Below are 15,251 nucleotides of genomic sequence, written 5' to 3'. Positions count from 1 at the left end.
CGTATTATTCACTGTGCTTACCAACAACTTAATAGAATTAAACTCTAACGAAAATTCACTCGGTATGTCAGATGCTGCCAAACAAGCGGTTATCAACTCTTTAGACATCGGCTTTCGTTATCCCGATGACCAACGTGCGGCTCTTATTACCAAAGTCGCTGAGATAAACGGTGTGACAGAGAGTCAAATTTCTCTAGGCAGTGGCTCTAGTGAAAATATTCGTACTGTCGTCCAAATGCTACAAAATCAAGCATTAGTAGCAGGCAAGAAGTTCCAAGTTATTGTGCCGCATCCAACCTTTGCCTATGCTGAGTTATATGCGACATCTATCGATGTACCTGTGGTAAAAGTACCGCTGACGACTGAAAACTACGCCTTTGACTTGCAAGGTATGCAAAAAGTGGCTGATGGCTTTGACGGTATTAGCTTGTTTTATCTGTGCAATCCAAACAACCCAACGTCGACTATTACTGACACAGTAAAGCTCAAAGAATGGGTAGGAAATGCACCAAGTAACCATTACTTTTTACTCGATGAAGCTTATTCAGAGTATGTGACTGATCCAAGTTTTGAGAGTGGTGTCGCATGGATACGAGAGGAGTACTCAGAAAATATCGTTGTGGTGCGTACTTTCTCAAAACTATGTGCACTCGCTGGCATGCGTGTCGGCTATGCAGTTGCTAGCCCGCAAACGATTGCTAGATTAGAAGCATTTATCTCGATTGATAATACCAATTTGTCAGGTGCTGTAGCTGCGTTAGCGACGCTTGATGATGAAGCATTTCTAGCATTGAGCTTACGTACAGCCAATCAATCGCGTCAGCTGGTTGAGCAAACATTAGATGAGCTTGGTTTGCGCTATTTGCCATCACAAGCGAGCTTTATATTCCATGAGATAAAAGGCGATGTGCAAACCTATATCGATAGAATGCGAGAACATGGTATCGCTGTCGGGCGTGAGTTTGCGCCAATCACTGGCTTTAATCGCTTAACACTTGGCCGACCTGATGAGATGGCAGTATTTGTAGAGGTACTCAAATCATTTCGTGAAAAAGGCTGGGTCTAACTAACTTAGTTAATGCAGTTCGATAATAAAAAAGGGAAGTTGCTTATTGGTCGCTTCCTTTTTTTTGGAATAAATTAAAGGGTAAATTCTACCAACAATTACTTTTAGAGTTCGTAATTCCTACGTCAGTCAAATATAGTTTGCTAATGTATAATGAAAAAACATTTGAAGGAGTTATGGCTTTGGATACTAAAAGAATATTTGTATTAGGCAATGGTTTTGATTTAGCTCACTATTTACCAACGGCTTACGTACATTTTATGGACGCAATGAAAATAGTAGAAGACAGTGAAGAAGACACTGAGCTGGGATTTGATAGTTTATTCCGCAAATATATCGCAGGTGAATGTTCCGATAGAGATAAAGATTTTTTTACAAAGACTAGGCAGTTGTATAAAACAGATAATTTGAGGTTATCGATTCATACCGTGAATGATCTGCAAGAGAAGTTAATAAATAATGGTTGGTTTCAGCATTTCAAGCATCATCTGACCGATGTAGATACGTGGATTGATTTTGAGACTGAGATAGAAAATGTTTTATTAAGTATTGATACTCTTCTCAGTAAAGACTTTGATCACAGTACTATTTCAAGTGTAAATATAAATTTTAATACTGAATATCAAATCGATAGATATCAAACTAGCAAAGCTGATTTTGATAAATTTTTAGGTGATAAGTTAGTTCAGTTTTCTCCAAAGTACCTCAATGAAATGAGATTTAAGAGTACTCAAATACAAAGAATTCTTAGAGATTTTTCTATTATCTCAAAAATATTCGGTTCATGCGAAGAAATTAGCAACTATAGCATGAGTAAAGCAGTTGAGAATTTTAGATTGTATGATAGTCATGATAAAAGAGAAAAGGCAAAAGCTGATAAGAGCCATGAATCTAGTATCTTTATGAACTTTGATATAGATAGAGTTATAGATACAAAGTACTTGGATAGAATTTCCAGTTCTTATACTGGTTTTAAAGGAGCTGAATTATTTGGAAGGCTATTAGCAGATCTAACTTTTTTCTCGGAAATATTTACTAGCTATATAAACTTAGTAATTAATCAACTTAAGCCAGTTAGACCTTTTAATAGTTTTGGTGATTTAGGAAAAGAGATTGATGCAGTTTATACATTTAATTATTCCAATACTTTTGAAAGGCTGTATCCGAAGATTCTTGATGATCAACTTAATCAAATAGAAGTGGAGTATATTCATGGCAGTGCAGAACGTAAGAATATCGTTTTTGGAATCAGCGATTTAGATGAAGAACAACTGAAAAAATATAAAGTATATGGCTTTGTTAAAACTTTTCAAAAAATTGTAAACAATACAGATTATATGTTCTTAGATAATACTGACGTAAAGTTAATAAATAAGCCGCCTATAGATTACCTGCTTCAAAATGACTATGAGATTATTATTTGGGGACACTCTTTAGATTCTTCAGATGCCGAGTATATCAGAGAAATGTTTAGTCTCAACAGTGAGAACCTGCTGAATAGGGTTGTTATAAAGGTTTAGTATCATCAGTCACAACACATGTCACTTGCTAATCTTATGCATATAATGGGCAAGGATATTATTCAAGAATGGATAAAAAAAGGTTGGTTAATATTTGAACCCGCACCCGATATCTACAAAGAGAACCACCTGTAGTCTCTCATTTTTACCAACATCAAACGCAGTTTTACATATCGCACCTTAAATAATCTAACGCTATCTTATAGGATAACTGAGTAAAGCATGACCCGTTAATCACGCGGATGAATACTGGGTAACAGTCACAGTGCTCGGCATGCTCACGTATCTTATAATTATAAAGTTAGGGATGTACCTATGTTCGATATCAAATCATTTTTTAAACGAGAAGTAGAGAAAAAGCTTATCAATGTGGATGACTATATTTTTATGCCAGAACGCGTAGAGATGGAGATTGAAGGCGGACTATTAAATTGTGTGTTGAATAGTAATGGTCGCGTAGATATTTTTTATAGTAAAGACGGTGTCACTGAGGTGGGTTCAGCATCGCGCAAACACCCATTTACAGCATTTGAAAAAGAGCTATACCATGGTATTTATGATGATGTAATCAATGATTTAATTAAGGAAGTAGATAAAATTATTGATAGCACCTCGAAGTATTTCCGTCGTAGCCAATCGTTACCTTTTACGGCTTCTATAACGTCTCAACCATCTGATACAAATAAATTTTAGGCTAATTGATTGAACTAATCTGTTAGCAATAAAAAGGGTGCGTTATGTATAACGCACCCTTTTTATTATTTTTTATTCTAACGAATCATTTGATTGTTCTATTGAACAAAGCTTGTATAGCAGCTCTGTAGAGATTTGGCGACGACTTGTGCGACTAACTGAGTACGGTACTGAGAGTCAATCGCGGCATTGCCCAGTTCAACAATCGTCACTTGCTGCGGTGCTTGCTCACTGACACAGCCACAAACATTGGTTTTAACAGATTCTTGCTGTGCTTCTGTCATGGCGACGCTTGCAACACGCCACGCGTTTTGTTTTTCGATTTGGCTACGGCATTGGTTGTCGATCGCAGCTCTAAAAACATTCATACCGATCTCGTTTGCGGTACCGATTGCTGTACCTGTACCGTTGTTTGTAGCACCTGTTGTGGTACACCCCGCCAAAGCAAAAGTCGCTAGCATCATCGTTGAAGCCAAGATTTTTTTCATAAGTTAGTCCTTTAAGGTGTCTGTCATAAATCAAGCTGTATATTATCAGTAAAACCTAGCAATAACATCATTAACCACAAGCGCATTTTATTTTGCAGCGCTATAACCTATCTGTATAAACCACAAAAAAGCCAGCTAAGTAATCACTTAACTGGCTTGATATAGACTAAGCTATTCGGCTTATTTACACGTTTTTGCCGTGTTCTTTTTGCTGAATATCTTTTGCTAACTTATAGCATTCATTGATATGGTCATTGGCGATTTTCTTAAAAATGGTATAGCCCATCGTTGCAGCAACCAATTGACCGCCAAGTGGGATAAACTTGGTCACTTGTTTAGCAGCGATACGACCACCGAAACCTTGAATGGTTTTTTTGACGATACCACGTGTTGCCATTAGACCAGCGAAATCTACGGTACGATCTTTTACTGCGCTCCAATGTACTTCGCGTGATTCTAGGTTAATAGCCGACTGACGATCTTCAATGAGACCGAAACGCTCACTAATTTCTGGAATCAACTGCGTCAACATGCCCGCATCAACTGCCACATCAAAAAATGGCACTGGAACGACTGCTACACCAGCAGAAACTCTAGCGCGTCTCTTTACCATTCCCTGACATTCTTTCTTAACCTTATCAAGGTCTAGGTTAGGGTCGATCGTATTTGGAAGTTTTTCAGCAAGTGGCGTGGTTTTCATAAAGTGTCCTTATAAATAATTAAAATATAAATGATAAAAAGTTCAATAGATAACAAATCTTTCAGTTGCTTACTATTTTATGGATTTATGCGTGGCTTACAATCATTGCTTTGTAGCAAAATGAATGAAATTGCTCACACTGTGCACCTTTTTTGTAAGTGATTAAACGAAGGTGATTTACATGAGCTATAAAAATGGCGGTATCAATTATTGCTAGTTTACAGGCATTATTCATCAGGTTGCACAATGCCTAATGATATACAGAGGTAGTATAAATTGTCATTGTGACCCTCTACTAAAGCCAGTAGAATACCCTCATGCTAAATTTAACCCCCCGTTATACCAGCACTCGCATCGACGAGTTGCCCGCCGCGCTGCAACCATTTGCCGCTCAATCATTCACGCTTGCCCGTCTGTATGCAGGGCGAGGTATCACTGCGCTTGATGAGCTGGAGACTAGCCTATCAGGTCTATTGCCTGCTGAGGCCCTGCACGGTGTCACTGAAGCCGTGCGCTTATTAGATGTGGCCATTGATGAGCGTCAGCGTATCTTGATCGTTGGTGACTTTGACTGTGATGGTGCTACCAGTACGGCACTAATGATGCGCGCGCTCACAAAAATGGGTGCGGTCGTTGATTTCCTAGTACCAGATCGTTTTAAGTACGGTTATGGCCTGACGCCAGAGATTGTCGAGTTAGGTATTGAGAATTTTCAGCCAGATATGATAGTGACTGTTGATAATGGTATCTCAAGTCATGAAGGGGTGGCACGCGCCCAAGCTGATGGTATCACGGTGATTATCACCGACCACCATCTCACGACCAAAGAAACGCCACCTGCGGAAGCGGTGGTCAACCCCAATCAGCTGGCGTGTAATTTCGCTAGTAAGGCATTGGTCGGAGTTGGAGTCGCATTTTATGTGCTCGGACGCTTAGCAAAGTTGCGCCGCGAAGCTGGCAAGTCTACGGTACAGGTGAGCCAATATTTGGATTTGGTCGCACTTGGGACGATTGCAGACGTTGGGGTACTGGATAAAAACAACCGTATCTTGGTACATCACGGATTATCGGCTATTCGTCAAGGCCGCTGCTGTATAGGAATACTGGCATTGCTTGAGCAAGCGGGCCGTGATCCCAAACAGCTTCATGCTCAGGATTTTGGTTTTGTATTAGGGCCACGTATCAATGCAGCTGGGCGTATGGATAATATGCGCATCGGTATCGAATGCTTATTGACTGAAGACTGGAGCACCGCACAACGTTTGGCACAAGAGCTTGAACAGTTGAACCGTACGCGTCGTCATGTAGAGGGCGAGATGCGTGCGCAAGCTGATAGTATCGTACAAGCACTGGCTAATGAAAATAATAGCGACGAGAGTGTGAGTGGCGATATCAATGATAATGATAATACTAGTAACGATGACACAATTACTCAAGCGCTTGTTACTCAGAATGTGGCTACTCAAGCTGTCTCTACTGCTAAGACTAGCAATTCAGGTGCGCGTAGTATTATTCTATACCAAGATGACTGGCATCAAGGAGTTATTGGCATTGTCGCTGGTCGCTTAAAAGAAAGCCATTATTTACCCAGTATCGTTTTTGCACCAGCAGACACTGAACAAACGGATGAAGATAGTGCTATTAAAGGTTCTGCACGTTCTATCGCTGGCGTACATATTCGTGATGCGATTGAACAAGTTGCTGAGCGTTATCCAGACTTAATCAGTCACTTCGGTGGGCACGCGATGGCAGCAGGTCTGACCCTCAAGCGCCGTAACTTTGAGGCATTTGTCACAGCTTTTAACGAAGTGATGGCTCAGATGGATGATGAGGTATTTGCAGAGCAAAAATTCACCGATGGACCTTTGCAAGCGAGTGACTTTAGCTTGTGGTTTGCCGAGCATTTAGCCGATGCCAGTATCTGGGGTCATGGATTTGCACCACCGATATTTGACGGTGTGTTTGAGGTATTGAGCTTCAAGATTTTAAAAGACAAACATCTTAAGTTATCGCTACGCTATCCAGACGTTCAATATCCGATAGAGGCCATTTGCTTTAACTTCGATAATGACGCTTGGGATTACCGTGCCAAGCAAGTCCATTTATTATTTCAGCTAGACATCAATGAATGGAATGGCAAGCAAAGCTTACAGCTGATGGTCAAGGATTTGGCTGTGGTAGAGTAAGGCTAAAACGGCAATGCCAAATCGATAATACCAACGCGCTCAAAGATGGGCGCGTTGGTATTTTTGGAATGAAGACACGCCCTAGTATCAGTATTTCCACTCTAGTGTGGGGAACTGCCAATCGTAACGAATAGCAAGCATACGCAAAGTAAAAATCGTACTCATCGTAGAGATGTCAGCTACCCAATCTGTCACTCCTAAGTTCTTTAGAGCAAAGTACAGAATACCACCCGTTAACGCTGCGGTGATGTAAATCTCTTGCTGTAGTACCAATGGAATCTCATTGCAAATCATATCGCGAATGATGCCACCAACCACAATGGTAATCACACCTAATAATAGCGCTACAGGCACATTGGCACCCATGCTATCAGCAACTTTGATACCGATTAGCGTAAATGCTGACAGACCAATGGTGTCAGATAGTTTAAGGAACTTATCCACTCGTCTAGAGTTTGGATGAAAAAATATCTGCATCGCTAGCGATGAAATCGTAATGAGGGTCAGATAGCTCATATCTACCATCCAAAATAACGGATGGCGATCCAAAATGACATCACGTACCGTACCGCCGCCGATAGCAGTGACGATAGACACGAGCAGACAGCCGAAGACGTCGAAGTTTTTGTGCTTAGCAAGTATCGTTCCTGAAACACTACAGGCGATAATACCAATCATATCGAAGAAATATATCAAAGAGCGCGGGTCAAAAGTAGTGATCAGTACGGTAGGGTCCAATACAATAGCCAACATGGGCAATTCTCACTATTTTCAATTATTGTCAGTCAAACAAAGGCCATCTACGCAGAGTCTTGCTCAATCAATCAGTCCACGAGTCGAATAGAAGGTAGATGCCAGTCGAATCTGAGCGCGAGCATACGAACTGCAAAGATGACAAACAGCATAATAAATTCGTTGAGACTGGCGCCCACCCCAAAATACTGTAAACATAAATAGGTCACAGACCCTGCGATACTGGCAGTAATATAAATCTCACGCTGTAGTACCAGCGGAATCTCATTACAAATGATATCACGGAGCAAACCACCGATAATGGCAGTCCAGACCCCCATCATAATAGCAATGAGGGGAGACATGTCTAAGGTTAAGGCTACCTTAAAACCAATGACACTAAAAGCTGCTAGCCCAATAGCATCAAAAAGCTTCAATGCGTTGTCAATCTTATGATAAAGGTGAAAGAATATTTGTAAAATAAGAGAGGTCACCGTGATAACGATCACGTAATTAAGGTCAGTCATCCAAAATAGAGGGTGACGGTCGAGAGCCATATCACGTAAAGTACCACCGCCGATGGCATTGACCATTGCTACCAGAATACACCCAGCAATGTCGAAGCCTTTATGCTGCGCAAGCAAAGTCCCTGCAATCGCGCAGGCAACAATGCCAACCATGTCCAATAAATATAATAGAATATCAGGAAAAATCAAAGCATTACCCATGGTTATAGTGCCAAATCGAGATCATCAAAGTGATAGGTGTTTTTTAGGCGGTTATTCAATGCATAAATTTAACGAAATAGGCGTAGTGTTATAGTGCCATTTAACCGTCTTTTGCAAAGAATATCAGCCCTACAATAATTAGCCCTATACCGACCAGTCCCATCGCCGAAGGTATGGCGTTATCTAACAATAATATACCCCCAATCAAAGCAAAAATAACTTCACTGGCTTGAGTTGAGTCAACCCCTGCAACTTCGCTTGAAGTAACAGCTTGCTCGCGCGCATACAGAAATATAGTGGTCGCTGCCACGCCTGCCAATAGAGCAACGAGCAACGTATTGATTATTTGGGAGGAGTGGGGCTGGTCAGGGCGCACTATAATGCCCAAAAACAGCCAAAATGGCAAACACCCAAGAGTCATTAGCCACACTTTGTTAAAGGCATTTTGCAGTAGCGTGGTTTCGATAGAAGGAATACGAGCAATTAGATTTTGTAGAAATGAGGTTGCCGCAGTGTTGTTACTTTGAAGTACGATATCGAGGTCGGTAGCATCATATGTCGTAGCTGGCAGATCATAAGCTTCGGATATGAGTGGTTCACTTTGATCGTTAATATCAATACCAATACTAGCTCTTTGAGCGTTCAACGCTGCTGCCTTCTGTAGTTCAGTATTGCGCTGGCGGGCATTATGAGAAGCCTGCCAAACCAGCTGGTTACCAATTGGGTAGCTAAAAGCGGCGATAAGAGCGGGTAGCGCACCGTAGAGCAGCATGTCAGACATTGGAACAGCATCAGTTATAGAGGCAGCATGCAGACCTTCACTGATATTGACGAGTGCTACACCGATAAAGACAATGACAGCATATACGATGAATTTTTTATCAAAACGTTGACCAAATGCCAATAGTACAAGCAAACTGGTGACGACGGTAAACATAAAGGTAGCTGCTACTACCCATCCCGCAACATGATCTGCGGCATAGCAAATACCGGTATAAAACAGTCCAAACCCAATACTGCCAGTAATGCACCAAAAGCCCCAATGCTGAAGAAAAATATTCATTAGCGCTTTAATACGACCAAAGCCATGTTGTATCGCAATAACGGCGGTGATAATCAATAGCATAAAGACATAGCGTAGACTCGCTGACCAAAACCAATGTCCACCTGCGCTACTCATGAGCTCATTTAAGATAAATGTCGAGCTAAAAAACGCACCCGCTAGCAAGCCCAATAAAATGAGTTTGATCATACCGCTACCTTATCCATGGCACTCAACGTGTTAACACTTTCTGTTTGTTACTTGCTGATAGTTACTTGCCTTTGGCATCCGCCCAAATGATCTTATGTAATTGCAGCTGAAAGCGAACTGGCAAGGCATCAGCCAACATCCATTCTGCTAGCTCGCGCGCCAATACAGGTACTTCAGGGCTAAGCTGTTCATCGACATCATCTGCGACATTAAACATCGGAGAGAACCATACCGTACCGACCAGTTCGTTTAGCTTATACTCGGTCAATTTAGCTTTTGCCCAGTCGTAATCTGTACGATTCATAATGACAAACTTGATTTGGTCATGCTGAGTGAGATAGTCGAGGTTTGACCATAGATTTTTATCGACTTCGCCTGAGCTTGGTGTTTTGAGATCCATTACCTTACTGACTGCTGCTGGCACGTTTTCTACCGTGAGCGCGCCTGCGGTTTCAAGGGATATCTCATACCCATCGCTCAGCAAACGTTTCATCAATTCAATGGCATTTGGCTGTGCTAATGGCTCACCGCCCGTCAGACAGATGCGCTTGCACGGATAACCTTTGATGGTTTCTATGATGGTTTCTAATGATTGACGTTCACCGCCAGTAAAAGCATATTCGGTATCACAATAGACGCAGCGCAGCGGGCAGCCCGTTAGACGCACAAATATCGTCGGCAAGCCTGAAGTGATTGCCTCACCTTGTAAGGAATAAAAAATCTCAGTCAGACGTAACCCTGCTTCGGGGTCAGTGACAGGGATAGCGGCGGTGCGTAATGATGATTCACTCATAATATTTCAAATACAGTTAAAGGTCGATAAGGCGATGAAGCGCTTATCAATCGTAATAAAAAGGCAGGGGATGGTACGAATGATTTTGTGTTTGTATAAAGACAAACTAAAAGAGGATTATAACGTAACGCGTTATATTAAGCTGCAAAAAAGATGCTGGAGTCATCCTCCAGCATCTTCATATAAAACAATATTATGTACCAAATAATGGTACGTACTAAGTATTTAGGCTAGGCGTAATAGCTCGTTTACTGATGTTTTTGCACGAGTTTGCGCATCAACTTTTTTCACAATGATAGCAGCGTACAAGCTGTGCGTGCCATCTTCTGACGGTAAGCTACCTGGTACGACAACAGAACCTGCCGGTACACGACCACGATGAATCTCGCCAGTCTCGCGATCATAGATGCGCGTCGATTGACCGATGTAGACGCCCATAGAGATGACAGCGCCTTCTTCAACGATAACGCCTTCAACGATTTCAGAGCGTGCACCGATGAAGCAGTTGTCTTCGATGATGGTAGGGTTTGCTTGCAATGGCTCTAATACGCCACCGATGCCAACGCCGCCTGACAGATGCACGTTTTTACCGATTTGAGCACATGAACCAACAGTCGCCCATGTATCAACCATCGCACCTTGATCGACATATGCACCGATGTTGACGTATGACGGCATCAATACTGCGCCTGCTGCGATGAATGAACCTCTACGAGCGACAGCTGGTGGTACAACGCGTACGCCTGCTTCTTTAAACTGTGCTTCAGTCCAGTTAGCAAATTTAGTCGGTACTTTGTCATAGAACTGTACGTGTTCGCCAGCGGCTTGGACGTAGTTATCGTTTAAACGGAAAGACAATAGTACGGCTTTTTTGGCCCACTGATTGACAACCCATTCGCCATCTTTCTTTTCTGCTACGCGCAGGCTACCGTTATCTAGTTGCTCAAGTACTTGATTGATAGCATCGCGCACGTCTTGTGGCATATTAGCTGGGCTGTATTCATTGCGATTTTCAAATGCTTGTTCGATGGTTTGTTGTAATGACATAAAGGTTCCTAAAATGAATGAAAGGGAGGGTGATCTTAATGTTATGGTTAAAGACTTATATGACCCGGCCTAAAGAAAATTCAAGGTATGGCTTGGTCCAAAAACTTGCTTGCCGTATTGTCGCTAATTTGACCGCTTTTAGCAAACACGTTGAGGGTCTTATTATGACAGTATTGAATGAGTCGTTTTCAGGTACTCCCTCAAAACAACTCATTTATCATGATTTAATCGTCTGTCGTGTTGGTCTCTATCCACTCTAAAATATCTTGATACACAGTCTGTTTATCCTTTTCGTGCAGCACTTCATGGCGCATATTAGGATACAGCTGAATATCGACATGACTGAAATGACGCTTATCCAGACGCGTGACAACCCTACGTATACCGCGACCCATTTCACCAATCGGATCATCTTCACCGCTGATAAATAGCATTGGGAAGTTTTTGGCAATAGTGGTAGCCCAATTTTTATTCAGTCCAGTATCCATAAGCGTAAACAATGTCATAAAGCCATTATTGGTAAAGTCAAAACCAGTCTTAGGATCGGCTTCATAGGCTTCAATGTTTGCGGTATTTTCACTGAGCCACGCAAACTGTGAGGACGAATTACGATCAGATAGTTGGCTGTTAAGGACTTTGTTCATCACCTTGGCAAAAACTGTATTCGGTTGTCTTGGGGCGACTCTGGCGAGTAGCTTGTTAATAGGTAATAGAACCTTGGCCAGTGGGTTAGCGTCTGCGGAACCCATTAGGATGGCGCCTGTAAAATTATGCGCATGATGTTTCAGTACATTGCGCACGATAAACGACCCCATTGAGTGACCCATCACAAAATGCGGGACGTCTGGATGACGGTCTTTTAGGCTATCGGCCATCACAATCACGTCTTTTAGTAACGACTGTACCGGATGCTCCTCACCAAAAAACCCAAGATCGGCTTCAGTCTTGATAGTCTGTCCATGACCCAAATGATCATAAGTGGCCACAGCGATACCATTATCTGCTAAAAACTGTGCAAAATCGTTATAGCGACCGCTGTGCTCTGCCATGCCATGCACAATCAGTAAAGTCGCGCTAATCTCGACGTCTTTGCTACTTGGTTCAAAAAAGTCATGATGCAAGTAGTGAATATTGTCAGAAGACAAAATGTGATCGTTACTGGTATCGATGTTGGTACTCATGTAATGTTCCTTGATTACTTATAATTTTCATTAACGGTTTTGACGATGTTTCTCAAATAATGGGTCAAGCAGCGCAATTTATCATGCGGCTCTTATAATGTTCTATTGTACTGGGCGTTGGTAAATAATTTCACCTTATTTTATTGTTTTTATCGCTATTTTTAAAATAAGAGCAAGCCCTAGCGCAGTAAGTACTTTTGACGCTACATAAGCCATTTACGCTCTTACTGTTCGCCTGCAACAGATTTGTCTTATTTATATGATACTTTTAAATGAGTTTTTAAAGTCATTTATATTAATCAACATTCCATCAAACACTAACAGCAACCAATCGGCTTGATAGAATCATCTATGACAAAATTTTCACCGAAAAAGACACTACTATTGGCAGGGGCAGGTCATGCTCACATTGGCATGTTACGCCGATTTAGCGCAGCGCGTTTAAAGAATACCGATACGACCGATGCAGACATTCACTTAATTAGTGAGCAACCGCAAACGATATATTCTGGCATGTTACCGGGTTGGATGGCAGGGCATTATCAGCTGCATGATATCAGTATCGATATCAAATCGCTTTGTGTACGAGCAGGCGTGCGCTTTATTCAGCAATCGCTTGTAAAAGTAAACGCAGCGTCAAACAAGGTGGTTACGACTGGCGATGAACAAACGGATTTTGACTACGACGTCTTGTCTCTAAATACGGGCGCAGATACAGACATGCGTTGGCTATACAATCACAAGGATCACAGAAGCGACAGTGACGATACAGATGTTGATGTTGGCGCTGTTAATGCCCATGCTGATACTGACGTGATTGCCATACGACCGTTATCAACATTTATCACCCAATGGCAGCGGATTTTGAAGGATGCCCAGTCATCTGAAAAGTACCAATTGGCTATTATTGGGGCAGGCGCTGCGGCCATAGAGTTGGTCATGGCCGCTCAAGTTGCACTACGGAACATCAATCGTCACCATCAAGTGATATTGATATGCGGCGAGAATCTCTTGTCAGGGTTTAATTCAGGCTTTCGACAGCGGGTTATTAAGCAGTTACATCGTCATGATATTACGATAGTTCGAGAACGAGCGAGCGATTATCGTGACGGTAAATTATCAACTACGCATAAATCATTGCCCATCAATGCGGTCATCGCTGCGACTGGCGTCATAGGGTCGGCATGGACAGCTTCTACGGATTTAGAAATCGAAGGTGATGGGTTTGTCGCAGTAAACGATAAGCAACAGAGCGTCTCTCATCCTAATGTGTTTGCGGTTGGTGATGTGGCGACACGAATCGATAAATACGTGGCGCACTCAGGGGTTCACTCGGTGCATGGTGGTGCTGTCGAAGCTGATAATTTATTGGCCTATCTGGGTGACAACGTAATGAAGAGTTATCAGCCAAAGTCGCGCACGCTATATCTGCTGTCTTGCGGTGATAAATACGCCATTGGTAGTTGGGGTAATGTAAATCTACAAGGTCGCTGGGTATGGCATCTCAAAAAGTATATTGATAAGCGGTTCATCGAAGCTGATAAGAAACTAACGAAGGTTAATGCTCATTTGGAATAAACCATAAAATCCATCTGATTAGTCATCAATGCGTATTCATAATCAGGTATGATTGATTAGATAAACCGTAAAGTAAGCAATCAGGTTTTACGTTGTAAATATTAAAAATAAACAGTAAAAGCAATGCGCTATCTGTGTTTTCTAATCTTTAATGTTACGTTGCTATCCTTTTTTAGTTGTACTGCTAACAGGATTTTAGACCACCATGAAATCAACTATCGAGTTACTTGAGCATACTGATTTTCCAGCGATAAAACGACGTCAATTGACGATATTACAAGTCAATATGGGCTACTTATGCAATATGTCCTGCGTGCACTGTCATGTGGCTGCCAGCCCTTATCGTACCGAGATGATGTCACGTGAGTTGGTTGAGCTGATACCAGAGGTATTACAAGCACAAAACATCGATACACTTGATTTGACGGGCGGTGCGCCTGAGATGCACGAGGATTTTAAGTATTTGGTCACGGCCGCTCGGGCATTAGGTGTCAAAGTAATAGACCGCTGTAACCTGACCATTCTTATGGAAGAGGGTTATGAGGATATGGCGCAGTTTTTGGCAGACAACCAAGTTGAAGTGGTGGCGTCTCTGCCTTGTTATTCCTTAGAAAACGTGGATAAACAGCGCGGTAAAGGTGCGTTTGATGACAGTATATTGGGATTACAGAAGCTCAACAGCTTGGGGTACGGCAAGCCTGATTCAAGTTTAACATTAAATTTGGTCTACAACCCACAAGGTGCGACGTTGCCGCCCAATCAACACCAGCTTGAAGCAGATTACAAGCGTGAGTTAAAAGCGCACTTTGACATCGAGTTTAATCATCTGTTTGCCCTAACAAATATGCCAATTCAGCGTTTTGGGGCGGTGCTATTGGCAAAAGACCAGTTCCATCCGTATATGGATTTGCTCAAAACTAATTATATGGCTGCCAATTTAGCCGAGGTCATGTGCCGTTCGACCATTAGTGTCAATTGGTTAGGTGAGCTATTTGATTGTGATTTTAATCAGCAGCTAGAGATACCTGTCCCCAACAAGTCACGGCGACACCTAAGTGATTTGTTAACGCAAAACCCTTCTGGTGATGACATCGCCATTGCTGACCACTGCTATGGTTGTACAGCAGGACAGGGCAGTAGCTGTGGCGGCGCGTTAGAAGAAGAGCCAGTAGAGCCAGCGTTAGCAGACACGCCTTAGCTATTCTAATGTAAGCACTTTCAATATAAGCACTTTAAACATAGATGCTTTAAGCCTAAGTACTTTAAACATAGGTGCTTTTAGCATAC

General features: G+C 42.1%; 14 protein-coding genes. 6 read left to right on the top strand and 8 right to left on the bottom strand.

The window, feature by feature from the left end:
• The first annotated feature begins 13 nt into the window (after positions 1-13).
• The 3 genes from ACHEVO_RS02505 (at position 14) to ACHEVO_RS02495 (ending at position 3,279) form a co-directional block, all read left to right on the top strand.
• A complete protein-coding gene (locus tag ACHEVO_RS02505) occupies positions 14-1,066 on the top strand; it encodes a pyridoxal phosphate-dependent aminotransferase (RefSeq protein ID WP_394123778.1) in 1,053 nt (350 codons plus the stop codon).
• Positions 1,067-1,212: 146 nt separating this feature from the next.
• On the top strand, positions 1,213-2,586 hold the full coding sequence (locus tag ACHEVO_RS02500) for an AbiH family protein (protein WP_394123777.1): 1,374 nt from the start codon (positions 1,213-1,215) through the stop codon (positions 2,584-2,586).
• A gap of 315 nt (positions 2,587-2,901) precedes the next feature.
• Positions 2,902-3,279 (top strand): hypothetical protein, encoded by a 378-nt coding sequence (locus ACHEVO_RS02495; RefSeq protein ID WP_394123776.1) that lies wholly within the window; start codon positions 2,902-2,904, stop codon positions 3,277-3,279.
• Positions 3,280-3,377: 98 nt separating this feature from the next.
• Here ACHEVO_RS02495 and ACHEVO_RS02490 read toward each other — a convergent pair whose 3' ends face one another.
• The gene (locus ACHEVO_RS02490) at positions 3,378-3,767 is read right to left on the bottom strand and encodes a hypothetical protein (RefSeq protein ID WP_201567403.1); all 390 of its coding nucleotides are present in this window, start codon (positions 3,765-3,767) and stop codon (positions 3,378-3,380) included.
• Between the two features lie 184 nt (positions 3,768-3,951).
• On the bottom strand, positions 3,952-4,467 hold the full coding sequence (locus tag ACHEVO_RS02485; RefSeq protein WP_057760892.1) for a hypothetical protein: 516 nt from the start codon (positions 4,465-4,467) through the stop codon (positions 3,952-3,954).
• A 317-nt stretch (positions 4,468-4,784) separates the two neighbouring features.
• Between ACHEVO_RS02485 and ACHEVO_RS02480 the strand changes: the two genes are divergently transcribed.
• Complete coding sequence (locus tag ACHEVO_RS02480) at positions 4,785-6,653, top strand: single-stranded-DNA-specific exonuclease RecJ (RefSeq protein ID WP_394123775.1); 1,869 nt, start codon at positions 4,785-4,787, stop codon at positions 6,651-6,653.
• 87 nt (positions 6,654-6,740) lie between these two features.
• On the opposite strand, the gene ACHEVO_RS02475 is transcribed toward ACHEVO_RS02480, so the two are convergent.
• From ACHEVO_RS02475 to ACHEVO_RS02450, 6 genes are all read right to left on the bottom strand, one after another.
• A complete protein-coding gene (locus tag ACHEVO_RS02475) occupies positions 6,741-7,406 on the bottom strand; it encodes a trimeric intracellular cation channel family protein (RefSeq protein WP_394123774.1) in 666 nt (221 codons plus the stop codon).
• Between the two features lie 71 nt (positions 7,407-7,477).
• The gene (locus tag ACHEVO_RS02470) at positions 7,478-8,113 is read right to left on the bottom strand and encodes a trimeric intracellular cation channel family protein (protein WP_290175471.1); all 636 of its coding nucleotides are present in this window, start codon (positions 8,111-8,113) and stop codon (positions 7,478-7,480) included.
• A 100-nt stretch (positions 8,114-8,213) separates the two neighbouring features.
• Positions 8,214-9,365: a multidrug resistance efflux transporter family protein gene (locus ACHEVO_RS02465; RefSeq protein ID WP_394123773.1), complete on the bottom strand. Its 1,152-nt coding sequence runs from the start codon at positions 9,363-9,365 to the stop codon at positions 8,214-8,216.
• Between the two features lie 61 nt (positions 9,366-9,426).
• Complete coding sequence (gene queE, locus ACHEVO_RS02460; RefSeq protein WP_057760883.1) at positions 9,427-10,158, bottom strand: 7-carboxy-7-deazaguanine synthase QueE; 732 nt, start codon at positions 10,156-10,158, stop codon at positions 9,427-9,429.
• Between the two features lie 225 nt (positions 10,159-10,383).
• On the bottom strand, positions 10,384-11,205 hold the full coding sequence (gene dapD / locus ACHEVO_RS02455; protein ID WP_057760881.1) for a 2,3,4,5-tetrahydropyridine-2,6-dicarboxylate N-succinyltransferase: 822 nt from the start codon (positions 11,203-11,205) through the stop codon (positions 10,384-10,386).
• A gap of 224 nt (positions 11,206-11,429) precedes the next feature.
• A complete protein-coding gene (locus ACHEVO_RS02450) occupies positions 11,430-12,386 on the bottom strand; it encodes an alpha/beta fold hydrolase (protein ID WP_394123772.1) in 957 nt (318 codons plus the stop codon).
• A 351-nt stretch (positions 12,387-12,737) separates the two neighbouring features.
• On the opposite strand from ACHEVO_RS02450, the gene ACHEVO_RS02445 reads away from it, so the two are divergent.
• Complete coding sequence (locus tag ACHEVO_RS02445; RefSeq protein WP_394123771.1) at positions 12,738-13,964, top strand: FAD-dependent oxidoreductase; 1,227 nt, start codon at positions 12,738-12,740, stop codon at positions 13,962-13,964.
• A gap of 205 nt (positions 13,965-14,169) precedes the next feature.
• Complete coding sequence (gene arsS, locus ACHEVO_RS02440; RefSeq protein ID WP_394123770.1) at positions 14,170-15,162, top strand: arsenosugar biosynthesis radical SAM (seleno)protein ArsS; 993 nt, start codon at positions 14,170-14,172, stop codon at positions 15,160-15,162.
• The last annotated feature ends 89 nt before the right edge of the window (positions 15,163-15,251 follow it).

It is taken from the genome of Psychrobacter nivimaris, assembly GCF_043419765.1.
Classification (GTDB): domain Bacteria; phylum Pseudomonadota; class Gammaproteobacteria; order Pseudomonadales; family Moraxellaceae; genus Psychrobacter.
Note: the sequence above shows the minus strand (reverse complement) of the source record. Positions and strands in the feature narration are given on the sequence as shown.